Source organism: Acinetobacter sp. SM1B (assembly GCF_003289665.1).
GTDB classification, from domain to species: Bacteria; Pseudomonadota; Gammaproteobacteria; order Pseudomonadales; family Moraxellaceae; genus Acinetobacter; species Acinetobacter schindleri.
This window is the reverse complement of the sequence record NZ_QMBM01000001.1, coordinates 1,897,357-1,916,680: the sequence shown is the minus strand read 5'-3', so window position 1 is coordinate 1,916,680 and position 19,324 is coordinate 1,897,357. Positions and strand designations below refer to the sequence as shown.

At 44.2% G+C, this 19,324-nt stretch carries 17 protein-coding genes and 1 other RNA gene; 9 read left to right on the top strand and 9 right to left on the bottom strand.

From position 1 onward, the window contains the following. Positions 1 to 65 precede the first annotated feature (65 nt). From C8322_RS09240 to C8322_RS09230, 3 genes are all read left to right on the top strand, one after another. The gene (locus C8322_RS09240; protein ID WP_004811131.1) at positions 66 to 521 is read left to right on the top strand and encodes a bacteriohemerythrin; all 456 of its coding nucleotides are present in this window, start codon (positions 66 to 68) and stop codon (positions 519 to 521) included. 139 nt (positions 522 to 660) lie between these two features. After that, positions 661 to 1,740 (top strand): hypothetical protein, encoded by a 1,080-nt coding sequence (locus C8322_RS09235; RefSeq protein ID WP_004811129.1) that lies wholly within the window; start codon positions 661 to 663, stop codon positions 1,738 to 1,740. After that, complete coding sequence (locus tag C8322_RS09230) at positions 1,740 to 2,066, top strand: RnfH family protein (RefSeq protein WP_004811128.1); 327 nt, start codon at positions 1,740 to 1,742, stop codon at positions 2,064 to 2,066. Before C8322_RS09235 ends, C8322_RS09230 begins: the two co-directional genes overlap by 1 nt. Before the next feature lie 109 nt (positions 2,067 to 2,175). Here the strand turns inward: C8322_RS09230 and C8322_RS09225 are convergent, their stop codons facing one another. Further along, positions 2,176 to 2,574 (bottom strand): outer membrane protein assembly factor BamE, encoded by a 399-nt coding sequence (locus C8322_RS09225; protein ID WP_004811126.1) that lies wholly within the window; start codon positions 2,572 to 2,574, stop codon positions 2,176 to 2,178. 112 nt (positions 2,575 to 2,686) lie between these two features. Between C8322_RS09225 and fur the strand changes: the two genes are divergently transcribed. Then, positions 2,687 to 3,124, top strand: a complete 438-nt coding sequence (gene fur / locus C8322_RS09220) for a ferric iron uptake transcriptional regulator (RefSeq protein WP_004811125.1) — start codon at positions 2,687 to 2,689, stop codon at positions 3,122 to 3,124. Between the two features lie 77 nt (positions 3,125 to 3,201). Here the strand turns inward: fur and C8322_RS09215 are convergent, their stop codons facing one another. Together C8322_RS09215 and C8322_RS09210 are read right to left on the bottom strand one after the other, a co-directional pair. Beyond that, entirely contained in the window at positions 3,202 to 4,323 is a 1,122-nt protein-coding gene (locus C8322_RS09215; RefSeq protein ID WP_004811123.1) for a PilT/PilU family type 4a pilus ATPase, read from the bottom strand. A gap of 30 nt (positions 4,324 to 4,353) precedes the next feature. Then, complete coding sequence (locus C8322_RS09210) at positions 4,354 to 5,391, bottom strand: type IV pilus twitching motility protein PilT (protein WP_004811122.1); 1,038 nt, start codon at positions 5,389 to 5,391, stop codon at positions 4,354 to 4,356. Positions 5,392 to 5,515: 124 nt separating this feature from the next. Between C8322_RS09210 and C8322_RS09205 the strand changes: the two genes are divergently transcribed. Then, positions 5,516 to 6,202, top strand: coding sequence for a YggS family pyridoxal phosphate-dependent enzyme (locus C8322_RS09205; RefSeq protein WP_004811120.1), 687 nt, complete (start codon positions 5,516 to 5,518; stop codon positions 6,200 to 6,202). Between the two features lie 46 nt (positions 6,203 to 6,248). On the opposite strand, the gene C8322_RS09200 is transcribed toward C8322_RS09205, so the two are convergent. The 3 genes from C8322_RS09200 to C8322_RS09190 are packed head-to-tail and all read right to left on the bottom strand — an operon-like array spanning position 6,249 to position 12,226. Beyond that, on the bottom strand, positions 6,249 to 7,355 hold the full coding sequence (locus C8322_RS09200; RefSeq protein WP_004811117.1) for an acyltransferase family protein: 1,107 nt from the start codon (positions 7,353 to 7,355) through the stop codon (positions 6,249 to 6,251). Between the two features lie 5 nt (positions 7,356 to 7,360). Further along, the gene (locus C8322_RS09195) at positions 7,361 to 10,966 is read right to left on the bottom strand and encodes an AAA family ATPase (RefSeq protein ID WP_004811115.1); all 3,606 of its coding nucleotides are present in this window, start codon (positions 10,964 to 10,966) and stop codon (positions 7,361 to 7,363) included. A 9-nt stretch (positions 10,967 to 10,975) separates the two neighbouring features. Continuing rightward, positions 10,976 to 12,226 (bottom strand): exonuclease SbcCD subunit D, encoded by a 1,251-nt coding sequence (locus tag C8322_RS09190; RefSeq protein WP_004811112.1) that lies wholly within the window; start codon positions 12,224 to 12,226, stop codon positions 10,976 to 10,978. A gap of 519 nt (positions 12,227 to 12,745) precedes the next feature. On the opposite strand from C8322_RS09190, the gene C8322_RS09185 reads away from it, so the two are divergent. Further along, the gene (locus tag C8322_RS09185; protein WP_004811109.1) at positions 12,746 to 13,201 is read left to right on the top strand and encodes an ABZJ_00895 family protein; all 456 of its coding nucleotides are present in this window, start codon (positions 12,746 to 12,748) and stop codon (positions 13,199 to 13,201) included. Between the two features lie 180 nt (positions 13,202 to 13,381). Next, on the top strand, positions 13,382 to 14,293 hold the full coding sequence (locus tag C8322_RS09180; RefSeq protein ID WP_004811106.1) for a TIGR01777 family oxidoreductase: 912 nt from the start codon (positions 13,382 to 13,384) through the stop codon (positions 14,291 to 14,293). Here the strand turns inward: C8322_RS09180 and thiO are convergent. Then, entirely contained in the window at positions 14,273 to 15,394 is a 1,122-nt protein-coding gene (gene thiO / locus C8322_RS09175) for a glycine oxidase ThiO (protein WP_004811104.1), read from the bottom strand. The two genes, C8322_RS09180 and thiO, sit on opposite strands and share 21 nt — an antisense overlap. A gap of 76 nt (positions 15,395 to 15,470) precedes the next feature. After that, complete coding sequence (gene hemB / locus C8322_RS09170; RefSeq protein ID WP_004811102.1) at positions 15,471 to 16,484, bottom strand: porphobilinogen synthase; 1,014 nt, start codon at positions 16,482 to 16,484, stop codon at positions 15,471 to 15,473. 107 nt (positions 16,485 to 16,591) lie between these two features. Here hemB and C8322_RS09165 point away from each other — a divergent pair, with 107 nt between their 5' ends. Continuing rightward, positions 16,592 to 17,083 (top strand): thioesterase family protein, encoded by a 492-nt coding sequence (locus tag C8322_RS09165; protein ID WP_004811100.1) that lies wholly within the window; start codon positions 16,592 to 16,594, stop codon positions 17,081 to 17,083. A gap of 50 nt (positions 17,084 to 17,133) precedes the next feature. Here C8322_RS09165 and glpK read toward each other — a convergent pair whose 3' ends face one another. Beyond that, positions 17,134 to 18,618: a glycerol kinase GlpK gene (gene glpK / locus C8322_RS09160; RefSeq protein WP_004811098.1), complete on the bottom strand. Its 1,485-nt coding sequence runs from the start codon at positions 18,616 to 18,618 to the stop codon at positions 17,134 to 17,136. A gap of 130 nt (positions 18,619 to 18,748) precedes the next feature. On the opposite strand from glpK, the gene ssrA reads away from it, so the two are divergent. After that, positions 18,749 to 19,109: a transfer-messenger RNA gene (gene ssrA, locus C8322_RS09155) on the top strand. Positions 19,110 to 19,324 lie beyond the last annotated feature (215 nt).

Sequence of the window (19,324 nt, the reverse complement as noted above, 5' to 3'; positions counted from 1 at the left end):
TTTAAATCAATACCCTATATGCTTCAAGTTATGTGATAAATCCTCAATATTTATAGGTGGTCGTAATGAAAATGAAATGGGTTCCAGAATACGATACTGGTATCGATGTGATTGACGATCAGCATAAACGAATTCTCGATTACATTAATGAAATCGACGAAATTGATGTCAATACCAATCGTGCGCGTGTTAAGCAAATTCTAGAAAATATTATCGATTACACACAATCGCATTTCACTTTTGAAGAATCACTTCAAGAAGAGGCGGATTATAAATATCGTGTACCGCATAAACGTGTGCATGATCTGTTCATTAAGAAAATTGAGTCGTATCGTGACCGTTTTGAAATGGGACATTCGATTGAAGCTGAATTGCATGAAGTATTATCTAAATGGCTGATCAACCATATTCAGCATGATGATGCGGATTATGTGGGTGCAGTGAAAGAAAACATGATCGGCCTGATCAAAGAAAAAGAAAAGAAAAAGGGCAAAAACTGGTTCGCTCGTTTCTTCTCATAAAGCAATTTTCCCCTATAACAAAAATTAAAGTCTAATGATCATTTTGCGCAGCAAATCATCTTCGGGTGGTTTGCTTTTTGTTTTTGATTTTCACCGCTATGCAAGGCAAAATAGCGCTAGATTTTTATAGGAATGCATCATGCAGGACAATGCTATGTCAAAATGGTTATCGCCTCTGATGGCTTTTTGTTTATCTTTTCTTATTATTGCGACCCTCGCACCAATAACAGGTATTCAGATTGATCGTCAGCTTGATTTCTGGATGTTGTGGTTAGCGACAATGCTGATCCTGGCGCTTCCAGTCTGTTATCTGGAAATTGCTTTAGCGAAACGTTCCAAGACCACCGCATTACATGCATTGTCGAGCCTGACCCGTGAGGCAGACAGTTCGCAGCGCTGGCGTATTGTCGGCTGGCTGGCTGTGGTGTTTATTCCATTTCTTGCGGGTGCAATGCTGAATCATGCCTCCAACGTAGTATCGATTGCCAATCTTGAAGTGCAGCAACCGGCCATCCTGGCTGGATTGGTGATTGCGGCTTTGCTGTTGTCTTTAATTCCACGTCTGATTCTGGTGGGAATTACTACTATAGGCGTGATTGCATCCTTGGTCCTTGCCAATGTCATGGGTACAGCACTGCCTGAATGGCAACTAACTCCGGTACAATTCTCTGAATGGGGTAACGCAACGGTACTAGCACTGGTGGCCAGCGGGCTAGGCATGGGCTTGTACTGGCAGTCTAGTTTGGCTGCTGTCAAACAGCAGGATGTAGCGACCAAAACAGTATTACCGATCTGGATTGCACAACTGCTTGCAGTAATTGCTTTTGGTTTCTTCGCGGTAAAAGCTGAAGTACCTGCATTTGCCTTGATCGCTGCAATTGTAGCTGCTGCCGCACTGATGTTACAGATGGCGCGTGAACAGCTGCAACAGCGTCAGATAAATGTCATCATTCAATGGGTAATTGTGGCGGTGGCAACACTGGTCTGGTTGATTCCAAATATCACACCAGTATTTAATAACCTGCTGATCCTTTGGGGGCTGGTGATCAGCCTGATCTATGCCTTGTTTGCTGGTTGGATCATGAAGATCAGTCATCTTCGTAAATCAATGAATTTCAGTTCAGAGGCGTTCTATAACATCTGGCGTATTGCGGTTCGGGTGGTATTACCAGTGTCGATTGTTGTGGCCATTATTGCAGTGTTAGGGCAGTGGTTCTGATGAATCAGTCAGCGTTGATTTGGGTGGCGTATGCTGCCCCTGAGCAACAGTTTCATATTGCAGTACCGTTTCAGCAGGGCATGACTGCACTGGATGCAATTGCTGCAAGCGGCATCCGCGATCAGGTGGAATTGCCTGAACCTTTGAATCTGGGAATATTTGGCGTGCGCTTGCAGGATCATGCACAGCTTTTGAATGCTGGGGATCGTATAGAAATTTACCGTGCGTTGATCATTAATCCTAAGGATATTCGCCGTAAACGTGCAGCGCAAAATCCTGTAGGACGTTATAATAAAGGTAATCGGTCCAAGCTGTGGCAATCTTGAGGTTGATCAAATGCGTCATAAAATCGGCAAAATGCCAGTAATTTGATAAACCTATGCAGTTAATTAGAAAAACCCCTAGAAATACAGGGGTTTTTTTATGAAAAAGCGATTATAGTGGTGGCGCTGTCAGAATCGCTTCTTTTGAACCAGGTAAACCGGGTTGTGACGCTGGAATTGTTTCTAGACCTTCAATGCGTTCCACAATACCGTTTGGATTGAAGTAGATTTTTAAGTGCTGACCACGTGCAGCAGGAATGTTGGCTTTTTTAGCATAGGTTCCTGGGGTATAATTGTAGATGTAGTCCCAGCGTAATGGATTTAAAGGATCTGTCACCGTTGGGCTGCCAAGTAGGAAGCGGACTTGTTGGTGGCTCATTCCCACCTGGATTTTAGAGGCTTGTGCTTGAGTTAAAGGTGTTCCTTGAGGAATATCAACTTTGTACACACCTAAGGTCGAACAGCCGACGAGCAATGAAGTGACGAATAACGTCAACATGATTTTTTGCATTTTGCTACACTATCCCAAATTAATTATGATGCATTTGATCCAAGGATAGATCATACTGCATCTAAACTTTGTTGCATATTCCAACTTTAATTTTGTTGAGAGACCTTTTTACATGCCTATTTCAAATCAAGATTTACGCAAAGCTGGACTGAAAGTTACCCTGCCTAGAATTAAAATATTAGAACTATTAGAAAACTCACGTCAGCACCATTTAAGCGCGGAAGATATCTACAAGACTTTACTCGATCAAGGGGAAGATGTGGGTCTTGCAACTGTATATCGTGTGTTAACACAGTTTGAAGCAGCAGGCATTATTCAGCGTCATCACTTTGAAAATAATCATTCTGTATTTGAAATTATGCAGGATGATCACCATGATCACCTGGTATGTCAAAACTGCAATAAAGTTGTTGAATTCACCAATGACGTAATTGAACATGAACAGCACGAAGTTGCGAAAAAATTCGGCTTTGAATTAACAGGCCACTCACTGAATCTGTATGGTTACTGTGATGAACCTGAATGTCAGGACGCTTATCGTAAAAAATAATGCCAGGATGTTCCAAGGTATAAAAAACAGGCTTCAAAGGAAGCCTGTTTTTTTTATATGAGGATGATGACTTAATCTTAAGATTGTCCATCAAAGGTAATATTGCTGCCGGCATTCATGAGATGTGCACCACCTTCTTCGGATAACTTGATTTGCAGACGCAGATCGTTTGGAGAGTCAGCATGTTTCAACGCATCCTTATAGCTGATCTGTTTGGCCTTGTACAGGTCATACAGTGCCTGGTCAAAAGTCTGCATTCCAAGTTCACGTGAACGCTTTATCAAGTCTTTGATTTCATGCACATCACCTTTACGGATCAGATCTGAAACTAAAGGTGAGTTGATCAGGATCTCAATTGCGGCGCGCCGGCCTGTACCATCAATGGTTGGGATTAGTTGCTGTGCCACCATCGCTTTCAGGTTTAAAGACAAGTCCATAAACAGCTGGTTATGACGGTCTGCCTCAAAGAAGTGAATAATCCGGTCAATGGCCTGGTTGGCGTTATTGGCGTGCAAGGTCGCAAATACCAGGTGACCGGTTTCCGCAAAGGCAATAGCATAGTCCATGGTTTCACGGGAACGGATCTCACCGATCAGAATCACGTCTGGTGCCTGACGCAGGGTATTTTTCAGGGCGATTTCAAATGAATCTGTGTCGATCCCGACTTCACGCTGGGTGATGATACAACCCTTATGCTGGTGCACAAATTCGATCGGGTCTTCGATGGTGATGATATGACCTTTGGAATTTTCATTACGATAACCAATCAAAGAGGCAAGGGAAGTCGATTTACCGGTACCTGTTGCGCCCACGAAGATGATAATCCCGCGCTTGGTCATCGCCAGTTCTTTCAGAATTGGCGGTAACTTTAAATCATCCATAGTAGGAATGACGGTTTCAATACGACGCAGAACCATACCCGGCTGATCACGCTGCTGAAATGCACTGACACGGAAACGTGCTGATTTGCTGGGATTGGTAATCGCAAAGTTACACTCACGTGTATCGGCAAATTCTTTGCGCTGTTTTTCCGTCATAATTGAATGCAGAATCTGGCCTACTGCTGGTCCAGGTAATTTGACTGATCCAATCGGCACAATTGAGCCATTCACTTTAATTGAAGGTTCGACATCTGCAGTAATGAACAGATCCGATGCCTTTTGTGCCACCATATAGTCGAGCAAGCCGTTAAAATCCATACTTCGTCCCCGAGAAAATCAAAACATTTTTTATAGGAAAGATTCAGGCTGTTTAGCAGCAGTACGCGCAACTTGTGGGCTGATCACGCCTTTAGATACCAGTGTTTTCAGGCTCTGATCCAGCGTAGTCATACCATAGTTGGCACCGGTCTGAATGGCAGAGTACATTTGAGCAACTTTGTTTTCACGGATCAGGTTACGGATGGCCGGAATACCGATCATGATTTCATGTGCAGCGACACGACCACCACCATTTTTCTTGAGCAAGGTTTGTGAAACGACTGCTTGTAATGATTCAGACAGCATGGCACGAACCATGTCTTTTTCTTCGGCCGGGAATACGTCGATCACACGGTCAATAGTTTTAGCAGCAGAAGTCGTATGCAGGGTGCCAAACACCAGGTGACCGGTTTCAGCAGCAGTGAGTGCCAGACGGATGGTTTCAAGGTCACGCATCTCACCCACCAGGATAATATCCGGGTCTTCACGTAATGCAGAACGTAATGCTTCATTGAAACCATGCGTGTCACGATGCACTTCACGCTGGTTGATCAGACACTTTTTGGATTGGTGTACAAATTCAATTGGATCTTCGACGGTCAGAATATGGTCATAACGGTTATCATTGATATAGTCCAGCATCGCTGCCAGTGTCGTTGATTTACCTGAACCGGTTGGACCAGTGACCAGTACCAGACCACGCGGATAGTCACAAATATCTTTAAAAATCTGCCCCATGCCCAGATCTTCAATGGTTAAAACTTTAGAGGGAATGGTACGGAATACGGCACCGGCACCACGGTTCTGATTAAATGCGTTGACACGGAAACGGGCAACGCCAGGAACTTCAAAGGAAAAGTCAGTTTCTAGATTTTCTTCATAGTCACGGCGCTGTTTATCGTTCATGATATCGTAAACCAGCTTGTGCACTTCTTTATGTTCCAGGGCAGGCAGGTTAATACGACGAACTTCACCATCAACACGAATCAGTGGTGGCATCCCCGCAGACAAGTGTAAATCTGACGCGCCATTTTTAGCAGAAAATGCTAATAATTCTGTAATGTCCATAAAGTCCCCAAAGGCATTTAAATGTTATTTATTTTGATAGAATAATAAGGCTTTCCCACAGCTTAACCAACACTTAGTTGGGGGGGCAAGGGAAAAAAATATGAACGAAATGAGAACTCCGTCAATGAAAATGTTGCAACTCGCACGAGATCAGGTATTGGCCCAAATTCACACTGCATGTCAACAGGCTGGTCGTGATGAACAGACCGTGCAGCTGCTGGCTGTTTCAAAGACACATCCAGCGGAAATCTTGGCGGAAATGTATGCAGCCGGACAGCGCAGTTTTGGTGAAAACTATTTGCAGGAAGCGCTGGATAAGATTGAAAAGTTGCAGGATCTGGAGATTGAATGGCATTTTATTGGGCATGTTCAGCGGAACAAGACCAAGCATCTGGCAGAAAAGTTTGACTGGGTACATGGGGTAGATCGTCTGATCATTGCCGAACGTCTGTCTAATCAGCGCGAAGATAATCAAGTACCCCTAAATATTTGTCTTCAGGTGAATATCGACGGGCAGGATACTAAAGATGGCTGTCAGCCAGAAGAAGTAGCGGATCTCGTAGCGCAGATCAGCCAGTTACCAAAACTGCGTCTGCGTGGTTTGATGGTGATTCCGGCGCCAAATAATACAGCGGCTTTTGCCGATGCCAAGGCTTTATTCGAAGCGGTTAAAATGCAACATGCCAAAGCTGAGGATTGGGATACTTTAAGCATGGGGATGTCAGGGGATATGACCGAAGCGATTGCGGCAGGTTCAACCATGGTGCGGGTCGGCACCGCCTTGTTTGGGACACGTCCTAAAAAGGATTAACGGATCCATATTTTTAGACAGGTTTTTAGAATTGTTAAGAAAAGTGTTATTGCATTGAGCGGGATAACGCTTTTCTTTGTTGTGGTTCGAGTAATTTTGCCATTAAGCTAGCCAGTAGAACTAAAACCAGCATAGTCGCAACTAGGGCCAGAACAGCACCCCCTAGCCCATAAGTACGGCTTTGTGGAAAGCAGCCCAAAATAAACAGCAGTAAAGGAAAATGAGTCACATAGAGGGTATAAGAAAAACTCGCGGACTTTACCCAGACTGGTTGATAATAACTGAGTTTTTGTTGTAGTTGAATCAGCCAGCAGACAAAAGCCAGTCCTATCAACGTGTTAAATGGTACAAAATAGTTACCACGATAAATTTTAGCCTGATCGATCATATGAAAGTGATAGGCGTCTCTACAGGCAATGAAAAAAGCCAGGCTTAGGCATCCCAGTTTGAGTGATTTCAAATGATTTAAGACAGACTGTTGAATATGACCAAATGAACTGGCAAAGGCTGTCAGCCATACAAGCAAATAAATCAGAAATTGGGGATTAAGTGCGGTAAGTGTAATTAACACTAAAGCAAAACTGAGTTTGGCAATAACAGAATGTTTTAAAAAAGGCAAAAAGCCCGCCAGCACATAAAACCAGACCTCAAAACTTAAACTCCATAGTGGCGCATTGGCAGATAACGTGGGCGTCACAAAGCCATTTAAAAAGAACAGTGAACCCAGAAAATTGTCCCACTCCAGACTATAGGTGGTACGAATCATCATGCCAAAACTGTTCTGAAACTGATGTGTATGAGAGCTAAAAAAGTAGGGCGCCAGAATATATAATGTTAAGGTCAGGGCAAGGGCAAACAGGAAAGGCGGTAAAATTCTACGGCAGCGCTGCCGGATATAGTGAGACAGATTAAACTGGCTGTTTTGCTGGATATTATTCTGTATAGAGGTTCCGATCAGATAGCCACTTAAAGCAAAGAACATCATCACCGCGGCCTGACCAAGCAGCCGAACCCAGGAATACAGTGTTAAATCAAAAGGGGCGATAAAAGCCTGAAAGCAGTGACTAAATAGCACCACAATTGCACTCACTCCACGCAAGCTTTCCAGTTGTAAACTGAATTCAGCTGAAAATCTGCGTGAAGTCATATTCATGAGCGCTAGCCTATAATCTGAATGGTACTGGCACCAGAGCCAACGGGTTTAACCTGAATCTGGACTGGAATCCGTTCATGCATTTCCTGGATATGCGAGATCAGCACCACTTTACGACCCTGGCTTTGCAGATGATCGAGAGCATTCATCACCATATGTAAGGACGCTGGATCGAGTGTCCCAAAACCTTCATCAATGAACAGCGATTCCAGCTTCATCGAGCCAGACGCCATATTGGCAATGGCCAAGGCTAAGGCGAGTGATACCAGGAAAGTTTCCCCACCGGACAGCGAAAGTACAGGGCGGACCTCACTGTTCATATCCAGGTCAATAATCGCCAGACTCAGACTGTTCGGAATACGGTGCAGCTGATAGCGTGGAGCCAAAGGCTGGAGCTGCTGGTTGGCATATTCAACCAGAATATCCAGATGATGTTCCTGGGCAATTTTCTGGAATTTGGTGCCTTCTTTATGTCCAATCAGGTCATAAATCCGACCCCAACGATATTCCTCAGCCTTAATCTGTTCAATCTGATGCTGGTATCTGGCATACATACTCTGGTTGTTGGCATTCATACGCAGTTTGGCATCGGTTTCATTCAGTATTTCTTGTTGTGCTGTCTTTTCCTGTATCAGTGCAGCCAGTTTTTGTTCAATCTCTTCAAATTCATGTTCAGGCTGCAGTTTTAAATGTGCCTGATATTGTTCTTCGAGTAACTGCCATGCGGTTTTCGCATTTTCCAGTGCCTGTTTTTGATTGGATAAATCCTGGCGGATACGTTGATGGCTGGTGAGATCAATACCCAGCCATTGTTCAATTTGCGTCGTAGTCACCTGTGGATGGTTCTGCTGCCAAGCCTGAATACTTTGCTGATATTGCTCAAGTTGCCGATCAATCTGCTTTTGTTGGGTTATAAAATCCTGCAACTTAAGATTGGCCTGATGCAGCTGTTTTTCTGCCTGACTGGTTTGTTGTCGCTGGATGTCTAGTTGCTGTTGCAAAGCTTTGGTTTGCTGATCCAAAGTCGTCTGCCACTCTGCAGCTACCCGATATACTTGTCCTGCGTGTTGCCCGGTCAATTCAGCTAGCTGCTGGCGTAAGTCCTTACCTTGCTGGATAAGCTGCTCTAAAGACTGGTGGCGTTGCGCAAAATTCTGCTGTTCAACTTGCAGCTGATATTGGGTTTTATCAACTGCTTGTTGCTGTGCTTGCAGCTCAGATTCCAGTTGCTTTTGCACACTTAAATGCTGCATGCGTTGTTGTAACTGTTGTTGTAGAGTGGATAACCATTTTATCGGATCCTGAGATGCATAGTTCTCAGGCAATACATTGATTAGGGGTTGAATAAGCTGGGTCAATTGAGTCTGCTGTTGCAGAACCAATTGCAGTTGATGTAAGTGCTGCTGCTGCTGACGCCATTGCTGTAATAGCTGCTGTAACTGCTGTTCTTGTCGTTGCAACTGTTCATTCTGCTTTACGACACTATTGCTATGGTCTTTTAAAAGTTGGGTTAAACGATTTAAGTCATTTTCATTCTCAGTAATAATCCCTAAATTCGCCAGCTGAGTTGTATATTCAATCTGTTGCTGCTGAATTTGCTGCTGGAATGCTTGCAAACGCTGCTGTTGCTGTTCAATCACAGTTTGCAGCTTTGAGATTTCAATCTGTTTCTGTTGCTGGGTCTGACTTAGCTGATCAAGCTGTTGTCTGGCTTGCTGTAATTGCTGTTCCTGTAGCTGACATAAGCTTTTGTCCAGTAGCTCATGTTGTCCTTGAGCAAAAGGATGTTCATGACCGCCGCATACCATACAGGGTTCATCAGGTTTTAATTGGGCACGCAGTTCCTGCACGCTTTGTGTATGCAATAAACGCTGCTGAGCTAAAATCCGCTCTAGCTGTTCATAAGCCTGTTGTTCAGATTGAATCTGTTGCTGCAAAGTCTGTTCAGCATTTTGCAGTAATTTCAGCTGCTGTTGCTGGGTATGTATAGAGGTTTGTAGCTGCTCTGACTCTTGAGATTGTTGCAGAGTCTGTCGTAAGCGTTGCTTTAGCCCATCAAGCTGAAGCTGTTCGGTATAATGCTGTTGGAGGGTCTGCTGAACAGATTTAAGTTGCTGGTCTAACTGTTCAATACTTTGATGTTGCTGGATCCAGTGGTTGAGCTTGGCAGATAATTCGGTAACGGTTTTTTCCAGTGCAGACAAAGGCTGATTTAGGCTTTCAGGATTTTTTTGCAATAGTTGCTGATACTGCTGTAAATAGTCCTTCATACGTTGCAGGGTACTTTGCGGCTCCTGATCAAAAACACTTAAAAATTCTGACTGGGTTAACTGCTGAGTAATCTGCTGCTGTTTAGCCTGAGCATGACTTAAGGCCAATTGCTGCTGTGCTAACTGCTGTTCTAGGGGGTGTAGGTGAGTAGTTTGAAACTGATTTTGCTCCGTATTCAGTTTTTTATACTGTTCAGATACCGTATGGATAGCATGATCCAGCTTTAAACCTGCTTCCAGATGTGGCTTGATCTGGTCTAAATGCTGCTGAAATTTCTGCTGCTGTTGCTCCAAGGCTACTAGTTTGGTTTCTTCTTCAGTAAAGCGTTTTTTTAGCGTTTCAAACTCAAGGGTGAATTGTGCCTGTTGTTGCTGAATCTGAATTTTTTTCGGTTCTAAACGGGAATGCTGAATAAATTGATCACGGATAGACTGGAATTCATCCAGCTGTTCCAGTAATTGTTGCTGTCCTGCAGATTTATTTATGGCATCCAACTGGACATCATACACTTCTTTTTTTGCATGGACTTCGGCATACAGCTTATGTCGGTCCAGATGCCATTTTTTCTCATTTTCTAGCAGTTTTTCAGATTGCTGAAGATTCTGTAATTGTAAAGACAGCGCCGTCTGTTGCTGTTTTAAGGCGTTAATATCTTCTTCGGATAGGGTTTCAATATGTCCAATCAGCTTTTCCAGATCACTGCGCTTATTTTTTACTTCACTGAATTTTTGTGCTGCTTTTTGACTGACTACACTGAAAATTTGTGAATTGGTCAAATATTCCAGCAGGTCTGCACGTTCATGATCTTTGGCTTTTAAGAAGGCTCCCACTTCAGACTGGGCAAGCAGGACAGCACGGGTAAACTGCTCAAAGCTGAGTCCAATCAGTTTTTCAATAAGTGGCGTGACTTCGGATATTTTTTGGGTGAGCGTGGTGTCATCATCAAGGCATTTGATATAACGGTCGACTTTTAAATTGCCATCAATTTTATTGCGGGCACGGCGGATTTCCCAACGGGCAAGATAGCGCTTGCTATCCAGCGCAATAAATTCCAGTTCACTAAAGCCGGTGGTTGTGCCACGACGCAGAATATTTTTAGAATCTTTGATGGAAACATCCTGTCCACCCGTATCTTTGAGACTGCCAGTTGCACCCTTTAAACGTGGAATTTCGTTATACAATGCCAAACACATGGCATCCAGCAGGGTAGATTTGCCTGCACCGGTTTTGCCAGTAATCGCAATCAGGCCGGCATGTGCTAATGGGCTATCATCAAAGCGAATATCATGAGTGCCTGCCAGAGAAGCCAGATTGTTTAAACTCAAACGTAAAATTTTCATGGCATTTCCTTATGGCTGCTGCACATCAATATCTTGCTGGGCTTCATGCAGCAGTTGCAGGAAATCGCGTTTTACCGAGTCATCCGGATCATAACCCATCTTTTCCCAGAGGTTGCCGAACAGGGATTCCGGGGTCGGAGGCGCCAGATCAATTTTAGAAATGTGCATGCTTGAGTCCGCTACTTGCTGATAAATCCGGGAAATACGTAGCAGTCGGTAACGGTTTGGCGGCAAAGCCTGTTCAATCTGCTGTCTGAGATCTACTGGGGGAGGCGCAGTGGTAGTGTATTCAATTTCCAGGAAATGGCGTGCAAACAGCTGTTCAATTTCACCATTCGGCAAGGCCTTGACTTGGTCAATCAGATCATTGAGGTCGGCACGAATCCGGAGCAGATCTACAGTACGTGGAATGATTAGAGGCTCATATTGAAAGCGTTGTTCATCTGACTGCATCGGGTCAATTCGTACCTCTACAACCTGATGTTTATAATTCAATTCACTAAAAGACAAAGGAATAGGCGAGCCGCTATAGCGGATATGTTCCTGACCGACTTTCTGCGGCTTATGCAAATGCCCCAACGCGACATAATCAATACCATCTTCAAAAAGCGCCGTCGATAAGGCTTCTTCATGTCCCACTACAATCGGACGTTCAGAATCCGAAGTTTCTCCGCCTTGCATATGCGCATGTGACATCAGAATCAGCGCCTGATCTGGCTGTTTTCGTGCTTTTGCTTCAGCAATGAGTTGCCGATGCAGATAGGCAATTGCACTCTGATTGCTGCTGGTATGTTCATTCAGTCCGGTAATTTCGGCACTACGTAGATAAGGCAAGGCCAGGCACCAGGCTAAAATTTTCTGTTCAGGACTATAAATCGGCACCATCAGACGATCCAGATCCAGCTGATTATTTTCCTTGCGGCTGATGACACCGATTGCACGTGCATTGAATTTGGCAAGAAAAGGCTCAACCTGCTCGATGCGATAACCGGAATCATGGTTGCCGGCAATCATCAGGGTTTGCATGTGCGGTGCCAGTGTATGGGCACTGGTTAAAAATTGATAAAGCTGTTTCTGAGCGCTGGAGGACGGATTGATGACATCAAAGATATCGCCTGCAATTAGCAGGGCATTTGGCTGTTTTTGTTTAATTTGTTCCAGCAACCAGCTCAAAAAATGGCGATGTTCAAATTCACGATCATGATTATGGAAAAATTGTCCTAAATGCCAATCTGATGTGTGTAAAAAATGAACTGCCATGTCCCCTGAGCCTATAAAAGTTTAAACACCCGAAGTGGGTAAAAGCATGGATGAAACCAGCAAAAATCTTACTTCCGAAGCAGGAATGATCGTTTTGGTCTGGATGAAAAATATCAGTATAGTGAGCTCGATCTGAGAAAACCAGTATCGGGTTGGGCAACTACTTTTTATCTGACCCTAATAAGGCAATTTAATTTCTTGTTTTTTATCTATGTTTAAACTGGAGCAATAAGGAATAAAAATTTAGAAGCCCAAAAAATAAAGACCGACGATTCGAGTGATGGTGAAATCGTCGGTCAAAGTATGCTGTTTAAGAAAATTTTGGCTGCTATTCAAAACTTTCTGCTGCACACGAGTCTTATTGCTTTAGCAAAGATCAAACAGATTTGTGGATGCCGGTACAAATTTGGTGACCTTGTACCCTATATAACGTCAGCTTTACAGGATCGGTTGACAATACAATGAAAAAAAATTCATTTTTTTTTATACTGACTACATCCTTTTGTGTGAGTGATGGCTATGGCGCCGCTAAAACGCTATTTTCTCTGGTTTTTTTTAATCTGTTTTGTGATGACCTGTATTTGCGGAGTGATTGCAGCCCTAATGCCGATGGGAATGGGGGCTGTACTGACCATGGTGCCATATCTGGTGGCCATGATCTGGGTATTATTTAAATTTCTTCGTCAGAACCGTCGGGCACCGACACAAGCCGAACGTAAAAAAATCACTTTAGGATTCAGTCTGATTTTCTGGGGGTATAACCTGGCATTTTTACTGTTGGGAATTCTGGTCGCAACCCGGTCCAATCCGAATGCCTGGCAGGATTTCATACTGTATCTTCAACAACCGCAGTTTATGAGTGTCGTGGTGATCATGTTCCTGTTGATTGCGATTCCATTGTATCTGCTGACTTACTGGTTCTATGGAAATCAGGCTCAGCGCATGGTCAACAAAATGTTTGGTAGCTCTCAGTAAATTATTTGCACATAAGTGACTAGAACTTTAGTCTAAAAAAAAAGCCTGAAACCCCTTAATATTCAGGCTTGATATCTTTTGCTGTAAGTCATTACGATGAATGGTATTTTTTGATAACTGCAAAGATTGGCCAGTTCAGTACAATGTTTGGGACCTAAGAAAAACAGCGACTGAATAACAATGCATAAGCCTGTCGTACTCATTACCGGAGCTAGTGGTTTTATTGGCCAATATGCGGTCAAACACTTTCTTGGACTAGATTGTCATGTCATTGGCCTGACACGTGAACACCATCGCCTGGAAATGCATCCAGATTTTCACTGGATCAATGATTTTGATGAACTGCGTACCCGTCAGATTGATTATGTTATTAATCTGGCGGGTGAAAATATCGGTACAGAGCGCTGGACTGCCGAGCGTAAAGATATTCTCTTACAGAGCCGATTAGAAACGACCCGTCAACTCTATGAATTTTTAAAAAAGAATCAGATTTTCCCGAAATGTATTTTGTCTACATCTGCCGTGGGTTATTACGGTATTGATCCTCAAGAACAATGGCAACAGGTGTATACGGAAGAAGCTGCGCCCCAACAGATTTTCATGTCTCAGCTTTGTGCGCAGTGGGAGCAGCTGGCCTTATCCTATACTGATCAGAATACCAAGATTATGCGTTTTGGTGTGGTGCTGGGTAGAAGAGGTGGCATCTTGCCACAAATGCTGATGCCAATCAAAATGAATCTGGTGGGTCGAATCGGGAGTGGTCGGCAGCCATTCGCCTGGGTGCATATCCAGGATCTGCTTAACGTGATGGATTTTCTGCTGCATGAAAAAAGCAATGCTCACATCTTTAATGTGGTTGCGCCTGAGAAAACCAGCCAGCTGCGTTTTAGCCAGACAGCAGCAGAGCTACTGAAGCGTAAACCGCTATTCGCTTTGCCTGGAAGTATTATGCAGTGGATGTTGGGTGAGCAGTCACAACTGATTTTAAATGGTCAGTATGTCCAGCCTAAAGCACTGCAAGATGCTGGCTTTGAATTTGAGTTTCCAAGCATCAAGGAAGCACTCACGGATCTAGTGGGCAAGCGCAGTTAAAAGCTGTAACTGATCTGGTGCATAGGCTTGTGAATCCACTAAAGTCGACTGTCCGAACATCAGCTGTCTGAGCAAAATAGCGGAGGCAGGCGCCATACATAAGCCATTGCGGAAATGGCCGAAATTGGCCCAGCCATTTTTCAAATTTGGCAGTTGACCTATATAAGGAATGCCTTGCGGTGAGCCGGGACGTAAGCCAGCCCATTCCTGGACAATCGGGAATTCTGCCAGTTCTGGAACCATCTCAAAACTGGCATCCAGAATTTTCTGACGAATCTCGACAGCAGGCGTGGTATTAAAACCAACTTCGCGCATGCTGGAACCACAGACAATATGCCCATCCTGACGTGGAATCAGGTACATGACCTGATTCATACACATGGTCGGCAGCCAGTGGTCTGGCGTTTTAAACAACACCATCTGCCCCTGGACAGGATGCACTGGGATATCTCTTTTTAGCTGCAGCGACCATTGTGCTGACCATGCGCCGGTGCTGAAGACAAACTGATCTGCTGCAATCCAGTCACCCTGTTCAGTTTGCACCGCATCAATTTGTGCACTACCAATTTTTATTTTCCGAACTGGCGTATGTTCTAGCCAGCTCACGAGGGGATGCTGTTTTAAATAATGAATAATGGATTGGAGTAAGCGAGGGTTACGTACATTGGCGATGTGGGGGAAGTACAAAGCATGTTTAAATTCGGATGAAACCTGCGGATTGATCTGCTCGATCTGTTCCTGCTCGATATAAAGCGCTTGCTGCATCGGCTCATGATGTCGTTCAGCATAGTGATAGCCAATGTCGAAATCTTCTTCATCAAAGATCAGCATGCCGGTTTCATGAATTTCAAAATCAATGCCAGTAACTGGTTTTAATTTGTTATTCCAGTCCTGATATAGCGGTTTAGCATATTTGGCCAAGGCATTGACTGCCTGGGGATAACGCCACGGATACATCGGGGAAAGGATACCGCCACCGGCCCAGGAGGCAGCTTTTCCTGCCTGCTGCTGATCCAGAATCGTTACTGAACAGCCCTGTTCAATCAACTCCAGTGCAGTCATGAGTCCATTAATCCCTGCACCGATGATGGCAATATGCATCAGGTTTTAACCCTTATTTTCGAATCTTGTTTAAACCAAAAAAATGCCTTCCTTGAATCAAGAAAGGCATTCCAGACTATTTCATTTCTTTCAGTTTTACTGCAGCTTCTTCCGCAAAGTAAGTCCAGATGCCATCTGCACCAGCACGGCGGCAGCTCATCAATGATTCCAGAATCACGCTGTCAGATAGCCAGCCATTCTGGATTGCACCCGCCAGCATCGCATATTCACCGCTAACCTGATACACGAAGGTTGGAATGCCAAAAGTATCTTTGACTTCACGTACGATATCCAGATAAGGAAGGCCTGGTTTTACAATAACCATGTCGGCACCTTCCTGAATATCCAAGGCGATTTCATGCAGGGCTTCGGCACGGTTGCCGACATCCATCTGGTAATTGTACTTATTGCCGCCTTTCAGGTTGCTTGAAGAACCTACTGCATCACGGAAGGGGCCGTAGAAGCTGGAGGCATATTTGGCAGAGTAGGCCATGATAGACGTATAGATATGACCATTGGCTTCAAAAGCTTCACGAATCGCGCCGATACGGCCATCCATCATGTCACTTGGTGCAAAGATATCCGCACCGGCTTCGGCATGGCTTAGACCCTGTTTAATCAGACATTCAACCGTTTCATCATTTAAGACATAACCAGTTTCATCGATAATGCCATCCTGACCATGCGTGGTATAAGGGTCCAATGCACCGTCGGTAATCAGTACCATTTCTGGTAACTCTTTTTTCAGCAGGCGAACAGTGGTTTGCACTAAACCATCTTCACGCCATGCCGCTTCAGCAGTCCGACTTTTGTCTTCTTGTGGCGTTACCGGGAACAGCGCTAGTTTGCTGACACCCAACTCAAGCAGGCGTTCAGCTTTTTTCACCAGCAGATCTGCCGAAAGGCGCTGAATATTTGGCATACTTGGCACGTCTTGAGTCTGGTTTTGGCCCGGTAAAACAAATACTGGATAAATGAGATGATCAGCCGTGAGGTGCGTTTCACGAACCATTGAGCGCAGGTGTCCATTTTTACGAATACGACGCATGCGAGTTGCAGGAAACGCGGGACGATTGAACGTATAGGTCATAAAAATCTCATTGATCAATATTAAACTATGGGTATTGTAGTGCCTTAATTTGCATTTAGGGCAAATGGATACATTTTTTTATTTAATCAAGGTTATTCGAGCAAACTATGACGGTAGCAGAGAAAAGTTGGACAGGAAATATTGATTTAGGCTCGAATAAGGACGTTCTATTCAACCAGTTGTGTGATGCTTTTAATGCTTCACCATTCTACCAATATTGCGGTATGCAAATGCGCGTTATGGATGGACAGATTGAAGCATATGTGGAAATGCAGAAGGATCTGATTGGCAATGTAGCATTCCAGATTTTACATGGTGGTGTGGCTGCCACCATTCTGGATAGTATTGGCGGAATTACCGCAATGGGTGAGCTGTACAAAAAAGCCAGCTCTGAAGATATGGAAGAAACCAGCAAAAAAGTTTCACGTCTGGCGACTGTGGATATGCGTGTCGACTATCTGGCACCCGGGCGTGGCAAATACTTTACTGCACGTGCAGAAACCCTGCGTCTGGGGCGTAAGGGATGTACCATGCGCATGACCCTGATTAATGATGAAGCTAAACCGATTGCGACTGCGATTGCCTCTTATGCTTACTAGAAACTGAGATAATTAAAAAAACCGCTGAATATTCAGCGGTTTTTTATGGCTTATAAATCTGATTTAGCCCGTTTTAAGGCATTTTGCCATTTGGCCAAGTGAGCTTCACGTTCATCATTTTGCATTTTTGGTTCAAAGGCCTGATCCAGTTGCCAGGACTGGGCAATCTCATCCAGGCTGGAAAATACGCCTGATTTTAAGCCCGCCATCGCCGCAGCACCCCAAGCGGTGGATTCCAGCATTTTGGGACGTAGCACAGGAACATTCAGCAGATCAGCCTGGAACTGCATCAACATATCATTTGAACTTGCGCCACCATCGACACGGAGTTCTTTTAAAGGATGAGCAATATCAGATTGCATTGCAGTTAGAATATCGGATACTTGGAAGGCTATAGATTCTAAAGCAGCACGTGCAATATGGGACTTATTGGTACCGCGTGACATCCCCCAAAGTAAAGCACGTGCTTCACTGTCCCAGTGCGGTGCACCGAGACCAGTAAAGGCAGGTACCAAAACTACGCCGTCTGTATCTGGAACTTTACAGGCCAGTTTTTCTACATCTGAACTTTTTTGAATAATCCCCAGACCATCCCGTAACCATTGCACCACCGCACCCGCCATAAAGATACTGCCTTCCAGTGCGTAGGTCGTGTGACCCTGTGCTTGCCAGGCAAGTGTAGAAAGCAGCTTGTTCTGACTCGGTTGAATATCATGACCAGTATTAAACAGCATAAAACAGCCGGTTCCATAAGTGTTTTTTGCCATGCCGGGTTCAAAACAAGATTGGCCAAACAGGGCAGATTGTTGGTCGCCCAAAATACCGGTAATAGGAATGGTAGCACCTAATAAACCAGGTGCCGTATCTGCAATATGGCAATCGGAGCTGATGATTCTTGGCAGGACTGCAGCTGGAATATTAAACAGATCCAGTAGGCCTTCATCCCAACTTTGAGTTTGCAGATTCATTAGCATGGTACGGGAAGCATTACTGGCTTCAATGACATGTTCAGCGCCTTGGGTCAGGTTCCAGATCAGCCAGCTATCGATGGTGCCAAAAGCGACATGTCCCTGTTCTGCCAATGCGCGTAAACCCTCAGTATTTTCTAATAACCAGACCAGCTTTCCGGCACTGAAATAAGGGTCAATGCGTAGACCGGTTGTTTGTTGTACCTGATCCATCAGGCTTTGCTGAATCAGCTGATTACACCATTCTGTCGCACGGCGGTCCTGCCAGATAATCGCCGGCGCAAGGGGCTTGCCATTACGGCGATCCCACACAATAGTCGTTTCACGCTGATTGGTGAGTCCAATCGCTTTAATGTCTTTTGCTAGAACTCCCGCAGAAGCGATCGCTTGCTGAACGACACCAATTTGGGTAGTCCAAATTTCTAAGGCATCTTGCTCGACCCAACCCGAACGAGGAGTTTGAATATGTGTTTCTTTTTGAGCTGTCGCTTGAACCTGTCCATGTTCATTAAAAATAATTGCACGACTAGACGTCGTTCCCTGATCAAGGGCCAATAAATAGCTCATAATTTTTTTAAATACTGACTTGAATTTTTAAATATTAGCGCAATTATGTAATCAGGCGTATTCAAAAGTGTATTTGTGTAGAAAATGCATCGTATTTTTTACCAGTTATGCTATGATTGCTCTGTACTTTGGGGGTGTTCTTGGCTTCGACGCTGATGATGAAACTCATAGATGCATGCCGAGAGCGCATTTTCTCTCGTAAATAAAATTTGCATTTTAATAGTCGCAAACGACGAAACTTACGCTCTAGCTGCCTAAGGGCAGCTTGTCCGCATCCCTGAATACTTGTGGTTAGGGGTCCCGACTGAAGCGAACGCACACAAGTCCGTATGAAATCAAGCCTTGGGGTTTCGTACTAAATCTTAAAGGATCGCGATTTGTACCCTGTTCGTCGGGTCACAAAGAGCTAAATCAATAGACGATATCTAAGCATGTAGTATTCTCGAGCGTAATGTTGGCGGACGCGGGTTCAACTCCCGCCACCTCCACCAAAATTCTTCTTATAAAAAAGCCACTTATATAAGTGGCTTTTTTTATTAAGTATTTTTTTTACTAATTAAAATTTTATTATCATCATTATCTTTAGTGATCACTTTAAATATAAATTAGTGTGAGAGTAGTTCTGAATCTTAAATTTTATAAGTTTTATTGAGCTTAATCTCTGTACACGACAAATTTCACAGAACCCTTATCCTATCAGGGTTCT